General features: G+C 70.0%; 12 protein-coding genes and 4 tRNA genes. 7 read left to right on the forward strand and 9 right to left on the reverse strand.

All coding sequences use genetic code 11. The features are described 5' to 3' along the window. Positions 1-71: 71 nt before the first annotated feature. Both purF and purM read left to right on the forward strand, forming a co-directional pair. Positions 72-1,598: an amidophosphoribosyltransferase gene (gene purF / locus ACZ5Y0_RS30420; RefSeq protein WP_469131880.1), complete on the forward strand. Its 1,527-nt coding sequence runs from the start codon at positions 72-74 to the stop codon at positions 1,596-1,598. Positions 1,599-1,644: 46 nt separating this feature from the next. Next, positions 1,645-2,712 (forward strand): phosphoribosylformylglycinamidine cyclo-ligase, encoded by a 1,068-nt coding sequence (gene purM / locus ACZ5Y0_RS30425; RefSeq protein WP_469131881.1) that lies wholly within the window; start codon positions 1,645-1,647, stop codon positions 2,710-2,712. A gap of 123 nt (positions 2,713-2,835) precedes the next feature. Here purM and ACZ5Y0_RS30430 read toward each other — a convergent pair whose 3' ends face one another. Continuing rightward, positions 2,836-3,087: a DUF3073 domain-containing protein gene (locus tag ACZ5Y0_RS30430; protein ID WP_469131882.1), complete on the reverse strand. Its 252-nt coding sequence runs from the start codon at positions 3,085-3,087 to the stop codon at positions 2,836-2,838. 280 nt (positions 3,088-3,367) lie between these two features. Next, positions 3,368-4,471, reverse strand: a complete 1,104-nt coding sequence (locus tag ACZ5Y0_RS30435) for a Leu/Phe/Val dehydrogenase (protein WP_469131883.1) — start codon at positions 4,469-4,471, stop codon at positions 3,368-3,370. 221 nt (positions 4,472-4,692) lie between these two features. On the opposite strand from ACZ5Y0_RS30435, the gene ACZ5Y0_RS30440 reads away from it, so the two are divergent. Then, complete coding sequence (locus tag ACZ5Y0_RS30440; RefSeq protein WP_469131884.1) at positions 4,693-5,535, forward strand: DUF8083 family protein; 843 nt, start codon at positions 4,693-4,695, stop codon at positions 5,533-5,535. Between the two features lie 548 nt (positions 5,536-6,083). Beyond that, on the forward strand, positions 6,084-6,290 hold the full coding sequence (bldC, locus tag ACZ5Y0_RS30445) for a developmental transcriptional regulator BldC (RefSeq protein ID WP_003949541.1): 207 nt from the start codon (positions 6,084-6,086) through the stop codon (positions 6,288-6,290). 427 nt (positions 6,291-6,717) lie between these two features. Here bldC and ACZ5Y0_RS30450 read toward each other — a convergent pair whose 3' ends face one another. The 7 genes from ACZ5Y0_RS30450 to ACZ5Y0_RS30480 form a co-directional block, all read right to left on the reverse strand. Further along, positions 6,718-6,921, reverse strand: coding sequence for a DUF6274 family protein (locus tag ACZ5Y0_RS30450; protein ID WP_469131885.1), 204 nt, complete (start codon positions 6,919-6,921; stop codon positions 6,718-6,720). A 448-nt stretch (positions 6,922-7,369) separates the two neighbouring features. Continuing rightward, positions 7,370-7,444, reverse strand: a tRNA-Asp gene (locus tag ACZ5Y0_RS30455). A gap of 95 nt (positions 7,445-7,539) precedes the next feature. Next, positions 7,540-11,475 carry an ATP-dependent RNA helicase HrpA gene (hrpA, locus tag ACZ5Y0_RS30460; protein WP_469131886.1) on the reverse strand — a complete coding sequence of 1,312 codons (3,936 nt, stop codon included), beginning with the start codon at positions 11,473-11,475 and terminating at the stop codon, positions 7,540-7,542. A 137-nt stretch (positions 11,476-11,612) separates the two neighbouring features. Then, positions 11,613-11,686 (reverse strand) — tRNA-Phe (locus ACZ5Y0_RS30465). A gap of 23 nt (positions 11,687-11,709) precedes the next feature. Continuing rightward, a tRNA-Asp gene (locus ACZ5Y0_RS30470) sits at positions 11,710-11,784 on the reverse strand. 35 nt (positions 11,785-11,819) lie between these two features. Next, positions 11,820-11,892 (reverse strand) — tRNA-Glu (locus ACZ5Y0_RS30475). Between the two features lie 80 nt (positions 11,893-11,972). Continuing rightward, positions 11,973-13,607 (reverse strand): metallophosphoesterase family protein, encoded by a 1,635-nt coding sequence (locus tag ACZ5Y0_RS30480; RefSeq protein WP_469131887.1) that lies wholly within the window; start codon positions 13,605-13,607, stop codon positions 11,973-11,975. 79 nt (positions 13,608-13,686) lie between these two features. On the opposite strand from ACZ5Y0_RS30480, the gene ACZ5Y0_RS30485 reads away from it, so the two are divergent. From ACZ5Y0_RS30485 to ACZ5Y0_RS30495, 3 genes are all read left to right on the forward strand, one after another. Further along, entirely contained in the window at positions 13,687-14,037 is a 351-nt protein-coding gene (locus tag ACZ5Y0_RS30485) for a metallopeptidase family protein (RefSeq protein WP_451529194.1), read from the forward strand. Between the two features lie 85 nt (positions 14,038-14,122). After that, positions 14,123-14,647, forward strand: a complete 525-nt coding sequence (locus ACZ5Y0_RS30490; RefSeq protein WP_469131888.1) for a hypothetical protein — start codon at positions 14,123-14,125, stop codon at positions 14,645-14,647. 218 nt (positions 14,648-14,865) lie between these two features. Then, on the forward strand, positions 14,866-16,842 hold a 1,977-nt coding region (locus ACZ5Y0_RS30495), incomplete at its 3' end, for a DEAD/DEAH box helicase (protein WP_469131889.1).

Below are 16,842 nucleotides of genomic sequence, written 5' to 3' on the forward strand. Positions count from 1 at the left end.
AGTCCAAGATCGAGTTACCGACGGGTATCCCCAATTCGGACCAGTGGTCGATCTCGCCTACACTCGAAGATGTGCCACGTGGTGACGGTCGACTCAGTCATGATCTGCTCCCCGGCGAGAAGGGTCCCCAGGACGCTTGCGGCGTCTTCGGGGTCTGGGCTCCCGGTGAAGAGGTCGCCAAGCTCACTTACTTCGGGCTCTACGCCCTCCAGCATCGAGGCCAGGAATCCGCGGGAATCGCGGTCAGCAACGGCTCCCAGATCCTCGTCTTCAAGGACATGGGCCTCGTCTCCCAGGTCTTCGACGAAACCTCGCTCGGTTCGCTCCAGGGTCATATCGCGGTCGGACACGCCCGCTACTCGACCACCGGAGCCTCCGTGTGGGAGAACGCCCAGCCGACGTTCCGCGCCACCGCGCACGGTTCCATCGCGCTCGGGCACAACGGAAACCTCGTCAACACCGCCCAGCTCGCCGAGATGGTCGCCGACCTGCCCAAGCAGGAAGGCCGCACCCCGCGCGTCGCGGCGACCAACGACACCGACCTGCTCACCGCGCTCCTCGCGGCCCAGGTCGACGAGGACGGCAAGCCCCTGACCATCGAGGAGGCGGCCCACTCGATCCTCCCGCAGGTCCGCGGCGCCTTCTCCCTCGTCTTCATGGACGAGCACACGCTCTACGCCGCCCGCGACCCGCAGGGCATCCGCCCGCTGGTCCTCGGCCGCCTGGAGCGCGGCTGGGTCGTCGCCTCGGAGTCCGCCGCTCTCGACATCTGCGGCGCGGCGTACGTCCGCGAGATCGAGCCGGGCGAGTTCGTCGCCATCGACGAGAACGGTCTGCGCACCTCCCGCTTCGCGGAAGCGAAGCCCAAGGGTTGCGTCTTCGAGTACGTCTACCTGGCCCGCCCGGACACCGACATCGCCGGCCGGAACGTGTACCTCTCCCGTGTGGAGATGGGCCGGAAACTCGCCAAGGAGGCCCCGGCCGAGGCCGACCTCGTCATAGCGACCCCGGAATCCGGCACCCCGGCCGCCATCGGCTACGCGGAAGCCTCCGGCATCCCCTTCGGCGCCGGTCTGGTCAAGAACGCCTACGTGGGCCGAACCTTCATCCAGCCCTCGCAGACCATCCGCCAGCTCGGCATCCGCCTGAAGCTGAACCCGCTGAAGGAAGTCATCAAGGGCAAGCGCCTGGTCGTCGTCGACGACTCGATCGTGCGCGGCAACACCCAGCGGGCCCTGGTCCGCATGCTCCGCGAGGCCGGCGCCGCCGAGGTCCACATCCGGATCTCCTCGCCGCCCGTGAAGTGGCCCTGCTTCTTCGGCATCGACTTCGCCACCCGCGCCGAGCTGATCGCCAACGGCATGTCGATCGACGAGATCGGCACCTCGCTCGGCGCCGACTCCCTGGCGTACATCTCCCTCGACGGCATGATCGAGGCGACCACCATCGCCAAGCCGAACCTCTGCCGTGCCTGCTTCGACGGTGAGTACCCGATGGATCTGCCCGACCCCGAGCTGCTCGGCAAGCAGCTCCTGGAGACGGAGCTGGCCGCCGGCCCGGCCGCGACGGCCGCCGCCGACGCGATCCGCCGCCCGTAGACGGACCCGTCATACCTGCCGTACGACACGAAAGTTCTCACCTGCCATGTCTGAGACAACTGGTGCCAGCTACGCAGCCGCGGGCGTCGACATCGAAGCGGGCGACCGCGCCGTAGAACTTATGAAGGAGTGGGTGAAGAAGACCCAGCGCCCCGAGGTCCTCGGCGGCCTCGGCGGTTTCGCCGGCCTCTTCGACGCCTCCGCCCTCAAGAACTACGAGCGCCCCCTGCTCGCCTCCGCCACCGACGGCGTCGGCACCAAGGTCGACGTCGCCCGCCGGATGGGCGTCTACGACACCATCGGCCACGACCTGGTCGCCATGGTCATGGACGACATCGTGGTGTGCGGCGCCGAGCCGCTGTTCATGACCGACTACATCTGTGTCGGCAAGGTCCACCCCGAGCGCGTCGCGGCCATCGTGAAGGGCATCGCCGAAGGGTGTGTCCTGGCCGGCTGCGCCCTGGTCGGCGGCGAGACGGCCGAACACCCCGGTCTGCTGGGCGCGGACGACTTCGACGTCGCCGGCGCCGGTACGGGCGTCGTGGAGGCCGACCGGCTGCTGGGCCCCGACCGTATCCGCTCGGGGGACGCCGTGATCGCGATGGCGGCCTCCGGCCTTCACTCCAACGGGTACTCGCTGGTCCGTCACGTCCTGCTGGACCAGGCCGGCCTCTCGCTGGAGGCGCGCGTCGAGGAGCTGGGCCGCACGCTCGGCGAGGAGCTGCTGGAGCCGACGAAGATCTACTCGCTGGACTGCCTGGCCCTCACCCGCACGACGGACGTGCACGCCTTCTCGCACGTGACCGGCGGCGGACTGGCGGCCAACCTGGCCCGGGTCATCCCGGACGGACTGCACGCCATCGTGGACCGCTCCACGTGGACCCCGGCCCCGATCTTCGACCTCGTCGGGCGGAGCGGCCGGGTCGAGCGGCTGGAGCTGGAGAAGACCCTGAACATGGGTGTGGGCATGATCGCCATCGTCCCGGAGGAATCGGCGGACGTGGCGCTGACCACGCTGGCCGACCGTGGAGTCGAGGCGTGGGTAGCGGGCGAGATCACCGACCGCGGGGAGCACACGAGCGGTGCGGCCTTGGTCGGGGACTACACCGGCTGAAACCAGCAGGCCTGCTGAAACCGGCAGGCCTGCTGCGACCGGTATGCGGGCTGAGGACCTGTGCGCAGCACAAGACCCGGTCGGTGACCGAAGTCACCGACCGGGTGAGTGCTCGAAGCAAGGTCAAGCGCCGCGACGGTGTTGGTGCGAGGAGTCCTCGTCCTCGTCCTCGTCGTCGTCCCCGTACAGCTCGGCGTACCGTGCGTACGGGTCGTCCTCCTGCTCATCGTCTTCGAACGGTTCGCCATTCGGCGGAATGTTCGATGGCGATGCGCCCAGCTCTTCGGCCAGGCGTGAGAGATCCGTCCCGCCGCTGTTGTACTTCAGCTGGCGGGCGACCTTCGCTTGCTTGGCCTTGGCCCGGCCGCGCCCCATGGCTCGACCCCCTCAACGACGGGGCTCGACGGCCCCAGAGTCTTGACACGCGTTCATGGTCCGGAACGGACTCTCCGCGGAGAGGCCGGTCCGTAGGGCTTCCACGGTACCTGAGCCCGAACCCATACGGTACGTCGCCCGTAGCACGCGCGTGTGCACAGAACCTTCGAGGCGCCCTGTCCTCGCTGGTCACTGGCGATTTTAACCACTTATTGGCGGGCGACCCGCCGGGGAGAGTGAGAGTTCTCTCGAACTTCCCCCCGGCGGGTACCGAACGCGCTCACCAACCGCGTGCCTGAGCCGCCTCGTGCATGCGCTGTTCGGCGATCCGGTCGGCCGCCGCGGCCGGCGGAATTCCGTCCGTCTTCGCACGTGCGAATATGGCGAGCGTGGTGTCGAAGATCTTCGCCGCCTTCGCCTTGCACCGCTCGAAGTCGAAGCCTTGCAGCTCGTCGGCGACCTGGATGACGCCGCCGGCGTTGACCACGTAGTCCGGCGCGTAGAGGATCCCGCGGTCGGCGAGGTCCTTCTCCACGCCCGTGTGGGCGAGCTGGTTGTTGGCGGCCCCGCACACGATCCGCGCGGTCAGGACCGGCACGGAGTCGTCGCTCAGCGCCCCGCCCAGCGCGCAGGGGGCGTAGACGTCGAGCCCCTCGACCCGGATCAGCGCCTCGGTGTCCGCCACCGCCGTCACGCCCTCGGGGTGCCGGTCGAGGATCCGGCGCACGGCGTCCTCGCGCACGTCCGTGATCACGACCTCGGCGCCCTCGTCCCGCAGGTGCTCCACCAGGTGGTGGCCCACCTTGCCGACGCCCGCGATGCCGACCTTGCGGCCGCGCAGCGACGGGTCGCCCCACAGGTGCTGGGCGCTGGCCCGCATGCCCTGGTAGACGCCGAAGGCGGTCAGCACCGACGAGTCGCCCGCGCCGCCGTTCTCCGGCGAGCGCCCGGTCGTCCAGCGGCACTCGCGTGCCACGACGTCCATGTCGGCGACATAGGTGCCGACGTCGCAGGCGGTCACGTACCGCCCACCGAGGGAGGCGACGAAACGGCCGTACGCGAGCAGCAGCTGTTCGGACTTGATCGTGTCGGGATCACCGATGATGACGGCCTTGCCGCCACCGTGGTCGAGCCCGGCCATGGCGTTCTTGTACGACATCCCGCGCGCGAGGTTCAGCGCGTCCGCGACGGCCTCCTCCTCGGACGCGTACGGGTAGAAGCGCGTACCTCCGAGGGCGGGGCCCAGGGCGGTGGAGTGGAGGGCGATGACTGCCTTCAGTCCGCTGGCACGGTCCTGGCAGAGCACGACTTGCTCGTGGCCACCCTGGTCCGAGTGGAACAGGGTGCGCAGCACATGGTCAGGGGCGCCGGATACGTCGGTCACGGTGGTGACTCCTGGGTAACTAGCGGCGGTCGGGACGGAGGCTCCCGTACGGGTGGCGGGGCCTGTGGGATGAGCGTAGAGCCTGCACCGCCCGCCGAACGCGTCGTGTTGCGGATCACCATCCGGCGGAGTACGGCCGTGCGGCGATTTGCATGGTTTCCGGTCTCTTCGCCAGGAGTCCGGGAAGGTTTCCCGGTCGACCCAAGGGGGAGGGACCAGGCGTGCCCCAGGTGTCCTCGGTGATCGTCCCGTACGCGTCCTATCTGCGCGTGTACGAGCCGCTGGCCGCCTTCCCGGAGCCGGAGCGCGCCCACTGGGCGCGCTACGCCGGCCGCCCCGACCGCCCCACGTACCAGGACGAGCTGCGCCGCTCGCTGGCCGATCTGCTGCCCGTCCCGCCGGTGGCCGTGCCGGTGCAGGAGAGCGGCGACGCGTTCGTGATCGAGGTGGACGGGGTCGTGTGCGTGTGCCCCTGGCGGACCCGGCTGCGCGGCTGGCAGGCGCTGGGGGAACTGGGCGACGAGCTGCCCGGACCGGTCCTGGACGCGGTCCTGCCGCCCCTGGTCCGCCTCCAGGCGGCCCAGGACTACGAGCGCTGGCTGGTCCGCAATCCCGACGCCCGGCCCTGGATCCGCACGGCGACCTGGCAGGTCCCGCTGCACTGGTTCGTGCTCCTGTCCGACGAGGAGCGCGAGTACGCCAAGGGGACCGCCGGACAGGCCCCCGTGCTGCGCTACCGCACGCCGATGGTGCAGGCCCGGCGCCGCGTGGCGCGGGGCCTGCGCGCGCTCAAGGACGCCATGGACGAGGGGCCCCTCATCGACGGTCTGGTGGACGTGGGGCGCTGGCTGGAGGAGTTCCATCCGCGTTCGCTGGTGGAACTGGACTACGGCGGGCTCGTCCACGCCCTGCCGGCCGGCGATCTGGAGGGCGACCACTCGGCGGCCGACGTGGCCGCCGGCATCGACGCCCTGCGGCGCGGCGACGGTCCCGCGGCGGGCGAGGCGTACGCCCGGCTCGCGGAACGCTGGCGGTCGGTACGGGACCGGCGCTCGGCGAACTGACAGCGCGGCACAGACCTCAGGGCTTCCATCGTGACCTGCGTCACGGTCATATGCCCTCGAACAGCGTACGGTCAACCGCACTTCACGGAACTGACGGGACGTAGGTACCGATCCGGGCTTTTGTCGCAAGGGTGACGGACCGCACGTACGCGGCCCTTGCGCCGCTTGCCCCTCCTCGTGCCAAAATAGGACAAGGAGTCCGGGGAGGGCTCCGTCCGTCCACTTGTGCTCCACCGTGGGGGGAAATCTCAGCATTGCACGCTTTGGGGGGTCTGGTGGCTCCTGATCGCCGTGTGACTGATCGTCACACTGGCGTGACTGTCCGCTATGGCACGGTCCATCGGCTTCCGTCGCCGATGAACACCTGGGGGGCAATTCCATCGGTTTGGCCGACGCGGCTGGACGGATGGTGTAGTTGTAGTGCCGAGGACAAGCCGTTCGTCCTATAACCGACTCGACTCGCGTCCGCCATTTCGGGCAACGCGGGTCAAGGTGCAGAATTTAGAGGAAAGAACCGAGAAGGTTCGGTTCTCCCGAGGAGGCCGCTCATGACCGCTCGCACCCCTGATGCTGAGCCGCTGCTGACCCCGGCTGAGGTTGCCACGATGTTCCGTGTGGACCCTAAGACGGTCACGCGGTGGGCGAAGGCCGGCAAGCTCACGTCGATCCGCACGCTCGGCGGACACCGCCGTTACCGCGAGGCTGAGGTTCGCGCACTGCTCGCGGGTATTCCGCAGCAGCGCAGCGAGGCCTGAGCAACTGAAGAACCGGGCAACAACACCGCGGGTCCCCCAATCTGCCGAGATGCCCGAACCCTAGCTCCAAGCGACGCGGGTCCTGCCCCAACAGGCCCGTAGCCCACACGGTGCGTCGTCGATCGCGCTGGACTCCGCCGAGTCCGGCGCGATCTTTTTTGTGCCCGGAGCAGGCCCGCCGGAGGGGCTCCCGTGAGGGACCTTGTCGAAGTCTGGGGCGTGCTGTGGAGGGCTGTCGGATCCGCTGTGGGGACTCTCTGGGGGATCCGTGGGGATGTCCTCCGGAGTGGTGCAATTGCACATATTAAATTGACCAGTTGTAGGAAGCGGGTAAGAACCCATCTTTCCGAAACTCATGCGGTGACACCCGTCACATGCCACTGGCCTTGTTGCGGTCGCCGCGGGTGCGCTATTGAAGCGTCAATCTTCAGGCCCCGTACGCCCGTTCGTCCTCGTCGGCCTCCTGGGGCGCCCCCGAGGACTGTTCGGCGGCCGGTGGGGCGCCGTCCATCGCCAGCCGCTGAAGACGGCGGCAGACGGCGCAGCGGCGGGTCAGATGCCGGTAGGAGGACGCGGCCGACAGATGCGCGCGGAGCAACGCCCCCGTTTCGTGCCCAGCCGATGCCGCCATACGCCACCTCCAGTGGAGCCCGCGGGAAGCACTGCCCTGAACTTCTGGGGTACCGGCCGAATGTGACGCCGTCAAGGCCACGCAGCAGGGTCGGCTCGGGATCCGCGCCCTGGACGCGAGAAGGGTCCGCATCTCGGCGGTCGCGCGTGACGACGGCGCGTCCAGGGCTGCGCGCTCCGACGGTGCCGCGGGAGCGGCCTCTGGTGCGGCCGCCGTGGCGTATTGGCGAGTGGGCCGGGGTGGCGAGCGGGTGGGGACGCGAGGAAGGCCCGCACCCGGTGGATGCGAGCCTTCGGCGATCGGCGCGGTCCTGACGGGATGTGGTGTACCCCATCGGGGCTGCGCCGCGGGCGCGGCCTCTGGCCCGGCACGCCTTGGCGGGGTGACGAGTGGGCGGGGGAACGAAGAAGGCCCGCACCCCGTGGATGCGAGCCTTCGACGATATGTGCGGTCCTGACGGGATTTGAACCCGCGGCCTCCACCTTGACAGGGTGGCGAGCACTCCAAACTGCTCCACAGGACCAGGTTTTGCGGCACTTCTTGTTGCGTTGTGCTGCGAGACGAAACTCTACAGGAGGGTGGCCCGCCTGGTCGAACTCACCCTCCGTGCGAGGTCCGTCACGGTGCGGCCGCGTCGATCGCCTTCACGATCCGCTTGTCGGAGACGGGGTAGGCCGTGCCCAGCGCGTGGGCGAAGTAGCTGACCCGCAGTTCCTCGATCATCCAGCGGATGTCCAGCACCGACGACGGGACGGGCAGGCCCGGTGGCAACTGCTCCAGCAGCCAGGCGTATTCGTCCTGCATCTCGTGGACCTTCTCCATGCGGGTGGTGTCCCGCTGGACGTTGGTCGGCATCTGCTGGAGCCGGCGGTCCGCGGCCACCAGATAGCGCATCAGGTCAGGCATCCGGCGCACGCCCGCCCGCGTCACGAAGCCGGGCCGGACGAGCGCGTCCAACTGGGTGCGCACGTCGGTCAGGTTGGCCAGCAGCGAAGGGCTGCGTACGCCCTTCAGGCGGCGCTCACAGGCCTGCCACGCCGCCAGGACCTGCTGCACCTGTCCGACCGTCCGCACGGTGGTGTCGACGATCTCCGCCCGCACCCTCTCGTACAGCTTCCGATACGACTCCTCGTCCCACGCCGGTCCGCCGAAGTCGCCGATCAGCTTGTCCGCCGCGGCCGTCGCGCAGTCGTCGAACAGCGCCTGGACGGAGCCGTGTGGATTCGCGGACAGGGCGAGCTTCTGGGGGTTCGTCAGCTTTTCGGATGCGAACTTCGCCGGATTGACCGGGATGTTGCGCAGGATCAGCCGGCGGGTGCCCTTCCACATCGCCTCGGCCTGTTCCTCCTCCGTGTCGAAGAGGCGTACGGAGACCGTGTCGCCGTCGTCGACCAGCGCCGGGTACGCCTTCACCGGCTGGCCCGCCCTGCGGGTCTCGAAGACGCGGGTCAGGGTGCCGATCGTCCAGTCGGTCAGTCCCGAGCGTTCCAGGGACTCCCCGCCCTCCCGCTCGGCGGTGGCCGCGGCGGCCTGGGAGATGGCCTGGCGGGCCTTGGGCTTCAGGCGCAGCTTCAGCGCCTCCAGGTCCTTGTCCTCGGCCAGCTTGCGGCGCCGTTCGTCGACGATCCGGAAGGTGATCTTCAGATGGTCGGGAAGGCGGGACCAGTCGAAGTCCTCGGCCTCGAAGGGGACGCCGACCATCCGCTTGAGGTCGCGGGCCATCGCCGTCGTCAGCGGCTCCCGCAGGGGCGCCGCCTGGTCCAGGAACCGCCGGGCGAAGTTGGGCGCCGGCACGTAGTTGCGACGGATCGGCTTCGGCAGGGAACGGATCAGCTCGGTGACGACCTCTTCGCGCAGGCCCGGGATCTGCCAGTCGAAGCCCTCGTCCGTGACCTGGTTGAGGACCTGGAGCGGGATGTGGACGGTCACGCCGTCCGCGTCCGCGCCCGGCTCGAACTGGTAGGTGACCCGGAACTTCAGCGGGCCCTGCCGCCAGGTGTCCGGATAGTCGTCCTTGGTGACCGCCCCCGCCGACTCCCGGATGAGCATCTCCCGCTCGAAGTCCAGGAAGTCGGGCTGTTCGTGCCGCTTGTGCTTCCACCAGGAGTCGAAGTGGGCGCCGGACACGACGTGGCCGGGCACCCGCTGGTCGTAGAAGTCGTACAGCGTCTCGTCGTCGACGACGATGTCCCGGCGCCGGGCCCGGTGCTCCAGCTCCTCGACCTCGCTGAGGAGTCTGCGGTTGTCGGCGAAGAACTTGTGGTGGGTGCGCCAGTCGCCCTCGACGAGCGCGTTGCGGATGAACAGCTCGCGGGAGACCTCCGGCTCGATGCGCCCGTAGTTCACCTTCCGCTGGGCGATGATCGGCACGCCGTACAGCGTCACCTTCTCCAGCGCCATCACCGCGGCCTGGTCCTTCTCCCAGTGCGGCTCGCTGTACGTCCGCTTCAGGAGGTGCCCGGCGAGCGGCTCGACCCACTCGGGCTCGATCTTGGCGTTGACGCGGGCCCAGAGACGGCTCGTCTCGACCAGTTCCGCCGACATGACGAACCGTGGCTGCTTCTTGAACAGGGCCGAGCCGGGGAAGATCGCGAACTTGGCGCTGCGGGCGCCCAGATACTCGTTCTTGTTGCCGTCCTTGACGTCCTTCATCCCGATGTGGGACAGCAGGCCGGCGAGCAGCGACACATGGATGCTGTCCCCGGCGGCGTCCCGCTCGTCGAGGTGGATGCCCATCTGCTTGGCGACGGTCCGCAGCTGCGAGTAGATGTCCTGCCACTCCCGGATGCGCAGGAAGTTCAGGTACTCCTGCTTGCACATCCGGCGGAAGGACGACGAGCCGCGCTCCTTCTGTTGTTCGCGGATGTAACGCCACAGGTTGAGGTAGGCGAGGAAGTCGCTGGTCTCGTCCTTGAAGCGGGCGTGCTGCTGGTCGGCCTGGGTCTGCTTGTCGGCCGGGCGCTCGCGTGGGTCCTGGATGGACAGCGCGGCGGCGATCACCATGACCTCGCGGACGCAGCCGTTCTTGTCGGCCTCCAGGACCATCCGGGCCAGCCGCGGGTCGACGGGCAGCTGGGCCAGCTTGCGGCCGGTCTCCGTGAGCCGCCTGCTCTGGGTCGGGTCGAGCGCGCCCAGCTCCTGGAGGAGCTGCACGCCGTCGCGGATGTTGCGGTGGTCCGGCGGGTCGATGAACGGGAACTTCTCGATGTCGCCGAGCCCGGCCGCGGTCATCTGGAGGATGACGCTCGCCAGGTTGGTCCGCAGGATCTCCGCGTCGGTGAACTCGGGCCGGGCGAGGAAGTCGTCCTCGCTGTACAGCCGGATGCAGATGCCGTCGGACGTACGGCCGCAGCGGCCCTTGCGCTGGTTGGCGCTGGCCTGGGAGATCGCCTCGATGGGCAGCCGCTGCACCTTGGTGCGGTGGCTGTAGCGGCTGATGCGGGCGAAGCCGGGGTCGATGACGTACTTGATGCCCGGGACGGTGAGGGAGGTCTCGGCGACGTTGGTCGCGAGCACGATCCTGCGCCCGGTGTGCGGCTGGAAGACGCGATGCTGCTCGGCGTGCGAGAGCCGGGCGTACAACGGCAGGACCTCGGTGAACCGGTACCGCTTCTTCTCCAGAGCGTCCGCGGTGTCCCGGATCTCCCGCTCACCGGAGAGGAAGACCAGGATGTCGCCCTTGCCCTCCGCCATCAGCTCCTCGACGGCGTCGGTGATCGCGGTGATCTGGTCGCGGTCGGCGTCCTCGGACTCCTCCTCGAGGAGCGGCCGGTAGCGCACCTCCACGGGGTACGTCCGCCCGCTGACCTCGATGATGGGCGCATCACCGAAGTGCCGGGAGAACCGCTCGGGGTCGATGGTGGCCGAGGTGATGACGACCTTGAGGTCGGGGCGCCTCGGCAGCAACTGGGCGAGGTAGCCCAGCAGGAAGTCGATGTTGAGGGACCGCTCGTGGGCCTCGTCGATGATGATCGTGTCGTAGGCGCGCAGCTCGCGGTCGGTCTGGATCTCGGCGAGCAGGATGCCGTCCGTCATCAGCTTCACGAAGGTGGCGTCCGGGTTCACCTGGTCGGTGAACCGCACCTTCCAGCCGACGGCCTCCCCGAGCGGCGACCGCAGCTCCTCGGCGACCCGCTCGGCCACCGTCCGGGCGGCGATCCGGCGGGGCTGGGTGTGCCCGATCATGCCGCGGACGCCTCGGCCCAGCTCCAGACAGATCTTCGGGATCTGCGTCGTCTTGCCGGATCCGGTCTCCCCGGCGACGATCACGACCTGGTGATCGCGGATCGCCTCCGCGATCACGTCCTTCTTCTGGCTGACCGGCAGCTGCTCGGGGTAGGTGACGGCGGGCAGGCGGGCGCGCCGCGCGCCCATCCGTTCCTCGGCGGTCGCGACCTCCGCCTCGATCTCGGCGAGGACGGCGGCCCGGGCCTCCGGCTTACGGATCTTGCGCGCACCTTCGAGCCTGCGCCCGAGCCGGTGCGCATCACGCAGGGACAGCTCGGCCAGACGGGGGGCGAGAACGCCGAGGGCGGGGGCAGGGTGCGTAGACATACGCGATCCAGGATCTCATCCCGGAGAAAAACGTGGCGAATGCTTTTGTCGGCGGCGGCGCGGACAGTCCGTTCGGCACCCGTCGCCGGGCACGACGACAAGGCCCCGATCCGAAGATCGAGGCCTTGTCCGCGTTGTGGCTGGGGCCGGGGTCGAACCGGCGACCTATCGCTTTTCAGGCGATCGCTCGTACCAACTGAGCTACCCAGCCACGGAGTTCACGAGGAACTCCAGCGGTCCTGACGGGATTTGAACCCGCGGCCTCCACCTTGACAGGGTGGCGAGCACTCCAAACTGCTCCACAGGACCAAGCTGTGTACGACAGTGTCGCACACGGTGTTGCGTGCCCCCAACGGGATTCGAACCCGTGCTACCGCCTTGAAAGGGCGGCGTCCTAGGCCGCTAGACGATGAGGGCTATCGGCCCGCCTGGGCGCCTCTCAGCGCGTCGGGGACGTGAGAAGCATATGGGATGGCAGGAGGTATCGCCAAAACGGTTCACGAGCGGGGGTGCGAGCCCGAGGGCGCGCGGGACGCGGGAGCCGGGGTCGGGGCCGCGGCCGGGAGCGACGGTGTGGGCGTCGGGGGTGGATCCGTCGGCGTCGGCGGCGACGGTGTGGGCGTCGGGGAGGCGCCCGGCTGGTTCTCCTTCGGGAGGTGGCGACTGACCTCGGCCGTCGTCAGCCCCAGGCCGCCCAGTTTGATCTCGTCCCAGGCCTGGAGACGGCGGGAGTCGCGGTCGAAGTAGAGGATCGACGCCTGGATGGGGTCGGGGTACCTGCCCTCGACGGCGCGCAGTCCGCTGCCGCCCGTGGAGCCCTCGACGCGCAGCCGGGTGCCCTTGTCGAGGATCTCCATCTCGGCGTGGTGGAGGTGGCCGGCCAGGACCATCGGGACCTCGCCGTCGGTCCGGCGGGCGGCGGAGGGCTCGTGGGCGATGGCCACGTCCACGGGGGTGCCGGCGGCCCGCTGGGCGCGGAGCGCGTTCGCGAGGCGGTCGCCGGCCGCCTCCTGGGTCCCCTCGGCGTCCGGGACGGCGGAGCGGTCGGGGGTGAACTGGGGGTCGCCGATGCCGGCGAAGCGCAGTCCCGCGAGGGTGACGGCGCGGCCGTCGTCCAGGACGTGGACGTTCTTCATGTTCTCCAGGTAGCCCTGGGTGGTCGTGGAGTCGTGGTTGCCGCGGACCCAGACGTAGGGGGCGCCGAGGTCGGCGACGGGGTCGAGGAAGCCGTTCTCGGCGGCGGTGCCGTGGTCCATGGTGTCGCCGGAGTCGACGATCACGTTGACCTCGTACTGCTCCACCAGCGAGGCGATGATCTTCCAGCTCGTGGGGTTGAGGTGGATGTCGGAGACGTGCAGGACGCGCACGGTGGTGGGGTCGGGCTGGTAGGCGGGGAGCGTGGAGGTGACGTCGTAGAGCTTCGTCACGTTGGTGACCAGGCGGGCCAGTTCCTGCTGGTAGACGTCGAACTCGGTGACGATGCTGCGGGCGTTGCCGACGACCGAGGGGGCGGAGGAGAGCAGGCCCGAGAAGCGGGGTTCGAGGACCGACTTGGGGTTCCAGGTGGCGTAGGCGGTGGCGCCGGAGGCGGCGAGCAGGGCCAGGGCGAGGCCGCCGGCGGCGAGGGCGCGGCGGGGGCGGCGGTAGACGGCGAGGCCGAGCGCGGTGGCGCCGGCGACGACCGCGACACAGGAGCGCACGGCGAGGTCGAGGGTGCCGTGCTCGATGTCCTCGGCGACCTCGTCCTGGAGTCCGGAAAGGCGTTCGGGGTGGTCGACGAGGGCCTGGGAGCGGTCGGGATCGAGCTGGTCGACGTTCACGTCCAGGCGGACGGGGGCGATGTGGCTGTCGAGGTGGAGGGCGCCGAGCGGCGAGATGTTGATCTTCGTGCCGCCGTCGAGGGCGGGACGCAGCGTCATCGTGGTGTTCATGGGGCCGACGGGCACGCGGACGTTCCCGACGACCAGCAGCCCGAGCCAGGCGCCCAGCAGGACGACCGCGGTGAGGCCGAGTGCACGGACCCAGGGGCGGGGCCGGGCGGCGAGTTCGGGGACGGGGCTCCCGGCGCGGCGGGCGGTGCGGAAACGGTTCAGGGTGTTCAGGGCTGCGGCGGGGACGCGGACGCGGGCCATTCGTCGCGTATGCCCACGTGTGCGCCCGGACATGCGGACGTACCCGCCGTACGGCGCTGTCATACCGGAGAATGGCCCTGTGCTGGAGATGACGCGCGAGGAGTTCGAGGAACTGGTCGCCGAGGCGCTGGACCGGATTCCGCCGGAGCTGACGCGGCTGATGGACAACGTCGCGGTGTTCGTCGAGGACGAGCCGCCGGCGGACGATCCCGAGCTGCTCGGACTGTACGAGGGGACCCCGCTGACGGACCGCGGCGAGTGGTACGCGGGCGTGCTGCCGGACCGGATCACCATCTACCGGGGGCCGACCCTGCGGATGTGCGGGACGCGGGAGGAGGTCGTCGAGGAGACCGAGGTGACCGTGGTGCATGAGATCGCTCACCACTTCGGGATCGACGACGCCCGGCTGCACGCTCTCGGGTACGGCTGAGCCGCCACCGCGGGGCGCGTGTCTTCCTGCGTGCGGCGGGAGTTGGGGAGGTTGACTCCTGCGTCTGCCCCCCGGAGGTGGCCCCGTGCGCCCCTTGTACGTACCCGTTCGCCTGGCCGTCACGGTCCTCGCCGTCGCCGCGGCCGCCGGTTGCATGAGCGTGGGCGACGGGGAGGGGGGCCGGGCCCAGCCCTCCCGGTCGGTGGGGGAGCACGGCGGTGGCGCGCCGGGCGGCGGGCCGGGCGGTCGGGCGGGCGGGCCCTGGTCCGGCGGGGACGGTGGCGGCGCGCACGGGGACGGCAAGGGCGGGAAGAAGGGCGACCGGGACGGGTCCGGCTCGCCCACGGCCTCGCCCTCGGCGGGGCGCAGTTCGGCGGCGTCGAAGGGCCCGAAGCCGGGCCGGAGCGAGCGGCCGGGGATGCCGCAGCCGCCGGGGGAGGAGCCGTCGCCGACGCGTTCCGGGGACCAGGAGCCGCCGTCGTCGCCCGAGCCTCCCGCGTCCCCGTCGCCGGAGCCGACGGTGGCCGAGCCGTCCGCGTCGGCGGACGCGGAGCCGGTGCCGCAGCTCGTCGAGCGGGAACCGGCGCCCGAGGCGGGGGCACCGGCGTAGTACAGTGGGGGACCCACGTCTACGCAGACCGGTTTGCCTTCAGGGGCACAGGGTGCGTATGGTGGTAGATCGTTTGATCCCCTTGCCCGGCGCCACAACAGAGCGCGCCGTGTGGCGCGTACTCTCCCTTACCGTGACGGACCGCATCGAGGCGGTCGAATGCGAACACGGAGTTGACGGGCGCGTGCCGACGAGACTCCGGAAGGTTTCGCATTCGCATGTCCATTTCCAGTACTGATCACGCCGTCGTGTCCGAGAACAGCGAGGCGGTCGAGGCCGTCGAGGTCACCGCGACCGTCGACGCCGTGGAGACCGTCGAAGCCGTCGAGGCCGACAAGGCGCCCGAGCTGACCTTCACGGACCTCGGGCTGCCGGAGGGTGTCGTGCGCAAGCTCACCCAGAACGGCGTGACCGCCCCCTTCCCGATCCAGGCGGCGACCATCCCGGACGCCCTGGCCGGCAAGGACATCCTCGGCCGCGGCCGCACCGGCTCCGGCAAGACCCTCTCCTTCGGTCTGCCGACGCTGGCCACGCTGGCCGGCGGCCACACCGAGAAGCGCAAGCCGCGCGCCGTCATCCTCACCCCGACCCGCGAGCTGGCGATGCAGGTCGCCGACGCGCTCCAGCCGTACGGCGACGTCCTCGGCCTGAAGATGAAGGTCGTCTGCGGCGGCACGTCGATGAGCAACCAGATCTACGCCCTCGAGCGCGGGGTCGACGTCCTCGTCGCCACGCCGGGCCGACTGCGTGACCTCATCAACCGCGGCGCCTGTTCCCTCGAGAACGTCAAGGTCACCGTCCTCGACGAGGCCGACCAGATGTCGGACCTGGGCTTCCTGCCCGAGGTAACCGAGCTGCTCGACCAGGTCCCGCAGGGCGGTCAGCGGATGCTGTTCTCGGCCACGATGGAGAACGAGATCTCCACGCTGGTCAAGCGCTACCTGCACAACCCCGTCACGCACGAGGTCGACAGCGCCCAGGGCAACGTCACGACCATGTCGCACCACATCCTGGTCGTGAAGCCCAAGGACAAGGCGCCGGTCACCGCCGCGATCGCGGCCCGCAAGGGCCGCACGATCATCTTCGTCCGCACCCAGCTGGGCGCCGACCGCATCGCCGAGCAGCTCTGCGACTCCGGTGTGAAGGCCGACGCGCTGCACGGCGGTATGACGCAGGGCGCCCGTACCCGCGTGCTCGAGGACTTCAAGAAGGGCTACGTCAACGCCCTCGTCGCCACCGACGTCGCCGCCCGCGGCATCCACGTCGACGGCATCGACCTGGTCCTCAACGTGGACCCGGCCGGCGACCACAAGGACTACCTGCACCGCGCCGGCCGTACGGCCCGTGCCGGCCGCACCGGCACCGTGGTCTCGCTCTCGCTGCCGCACCAGCGCCGCCAGATCTTCCGCCTGATGGAGGACGCGGGCGTCGACGCCGGGCGTCACATCATCCAGGGCGGTACGGCCTTCGAGCCGGAGGTCGCCGAGATCACCGGCGCCCGGTCGATGACCGAGGTCCAGGCCGAGTCGGCCGGCAATGCCGCGCAGCAGGCCGAGCGTGAGGTCGCCGAGCTGACCAAGGAGCTGGAGCGCGCGCAGCGGCGTGCGAGCGAGCTGCGCGAGGAGGCCGACCGTCTGGTCGCGCGGGTCGCCCGCGAGCGTGGCGAGGACCCGGAGGCGGCGATCGTCGAGGCGCAGGCCGCGGTGGCCGGGACCGAGACCGCCGGGGCCGTCGTGGCGGAGACCCCGTCCGAGGTGTCCGTGCCGGCGCAGCCCGCCGCGCGGGACGCCGACCGTGCCGCCCGCGAGGAGCGTCCGGCGGCCTCGTCGTACGAGCGTCGTGAGCGTCGTGACGACCGCGGTGACCGGGGTGGTTTCAACCGGGACCGTGACGACCGTGGTGGCCGTTCCTTCAACCGTGACGACCGTGGCGGGCGTTCCTTCGAGCGTCGTGACGACCGCGGTGACCGGGGTGGTTTCAACCGGGACCGTGACGACCGTGGTGGCCGTTCCTTCAACCGTGACGACCGCGGTGGGCGCCCGTTCGAGCGTCGTGACGACCGGGGTGGCTTCAACCGCGACCGTGACGACCGTGGTGGCCGTTCCTTCGAGCGTCGTGACGACCGCGGTGACCGGGGTGGTTTCAACCGGGACCGTGACGACCGTGGTGGCCGTTCCTTCAACCGTGACGACCGT

The sequence above is a fragment of the Streptomyces sp. NPDC033216 genome, from assembly GCF_055577115.1.